The organism is Paratractidigestivibacter sp. (assembly GCF_052362415.1).
GTDB lineage: Bacteria > Actinomycetota > Coriobacteriia > Coriobacteriales > Atopobiaceae > Paratractidigestivibacter.
This window is the reverse complement of record NZ_DAWEMK010000015.1, coordinates 17,569-19,318: the sequence shown is the minus strand read 5'-3', so window position 1 is coordinate 19,318 and position 1,750 is coordinate 17,569. Positions and strand designations below refer to the sequence as shown.

Annotated in this window: 1 protein-coding gene and 1 pseudogene; both read left to right on the top strand. The window is 64.5% G+C overall.

Translation table 11 applies throughout. The features are described from left to right. Nucleotides 1-1,103, top strand: a pseudogene (gene hisS, locus ACT84W_RS02890) (histidine--tRNA ligase); the annotation flags it as partial. Nucleotides 1,104-1,302: 199 nt separating this feature from the next. Continuing rightward, nucleotides 1,303-1,750 (top strand): PTS sugar transporter subunit IIB (locus tag ACT84W_RS02885; RefSeq protein WP_444328149.1); only part of this gene is annotated, 448 nt, incomplete at its 3' end.

Genomic DNA, 1,750 nt, shown 5'->3' with positions numbered 1-1,750 from the left:
CGCTGTTCGGCGACCTCCTCGAGAAGGGCACCGAGGCCGGCCTGAAGCCGCGCCAGCGCATGGCCATGCGCCCAGAGGGCACCGCGGGCGTGGTCCGCGCCGCCGTCGAGAACAATTTCGTCCCGCAGGGCGGCGCGCCGGCCAAGCTCTGGTACGCCGAGGCAATGTTTCGCGGCGAGCGCCCCCAGAAGGGTCGCCTGCGCCAGTTCCACCAGGTGGGTGTCGAGTGGCTGGGCGCTCCCGACGCCGCGGCCGACGCCGAGTGCATCATCATGCTCATGGAGTACTTCAAGCGCCTCGGCTTCGATTCCTCCAAGCTCAAGCTCTACATCAACTCGATGGGCGACGGCGCCTGCCGTCCCGCCTACCGCGAGAAGGTTCGCCAGTTCATCCTCGACCACAAGGACGAGATGTGCGAGGACTGCCTCGAGCGCGCCGAGATCAACCCGTTGCGCGCCTTCGACTGCAAGAACCCGCACTGCCACGAGGTCATGGCCGAAGCCCCGCTGGTCAACGACCACCTGTGCGACGACTGCGCCGAGCACTACGCCGCTGTAAAGAAGTACCTCGACGAGGCCGGAATCTCCTACATCGAGGACCCGACGCTCGTGCGCGGCCTCGACTACTACACCCGCACCGTCTTTGAGGTCGAGGTCGCCGACGCCGGCGTCGGCGCCATCGGCGGCGGCGGCCGCTACGACGGCCTCATGGAGCTCGAGGGCGGCAAGCCCACCCCGGGCATCGGGTTCGCCGTGGGCTTCGAGCGCATCGCGCTCGCGCTGGCCTCCCAGGGCGTCGACCTCGCGACCCCCGAGCCCACTTGCGTCTATGTCGCCGGCACGGGGGCCGAGGAGCGCGACGCCGTCTTTGCCGCCACGCTCGCGCTGCGCGGCGCCGGCGTTCGCACCGAGGCAGACTACCAGGGCCGCAGCCTGAAGTCCCAGTTCAAGCAGGCCGACAGGCTCCACGCGACGCTCTGCGTCGTGCTCGGGCCCGACGAGGTCGCCGCGGGCGCCGCCACCATCCGCGACATGGCCACCCACGAGCAGGCCCAGGTTCCCATGGCCGATCTCGCCGCCGAGGTCGCCGCTCGCCTGGCGTAAGCTCGAGTTAGCATACGAACCAACAATGAGACCCCTTGCCTTGGAGCAAGGGGTTTCTTTACAGACCGCTGAACCAAATAAACCATCCGCTCACGATAAAGCTTGGTTCGCATGGTTCATTTCGATCCATATTGTGCGAATATATCGTCGGAGGCCTTCCTTACAGACATTGCATCCGGAATTGGAGAGGGGTATCGAATTGATCGCTCACTATCGCGTGGACAGCCGTGTGGTGCATGGCCAGACGACAACGAGGGTGACGAAGGAGAACCCGGTCGATGGCGTGATCATCGTCGATGACGAGATCTCTCGGGACAAGTTCATACTCGGCGTCTTTGCAAACACGCTCGGTTCGATTCGCGTGCTCGGCTTTTCCGTCAAGAAGGCGCTTGAGAAGCTACCCGAGGCGTCTGCGTCAAAGAAGCGCTACCTCGTGATCTTCAAGACGCCCGAGACCGCTCGGGAGCTCGTGGAGCAGGGCTTTGAGTTCGACGGCGTTCTCAACTGCGGTCCTCAGCCCAACTGCGAGGGCGCGAAGCTCGTCGAAAAGATGCTGTACCTCACGGAGCCCCAGATTGATGCGCTTAATTATCTGGATTCCCGCGGCGTCAAGCTGATCATCAATCCCGCGTTCACTACCCCGGATC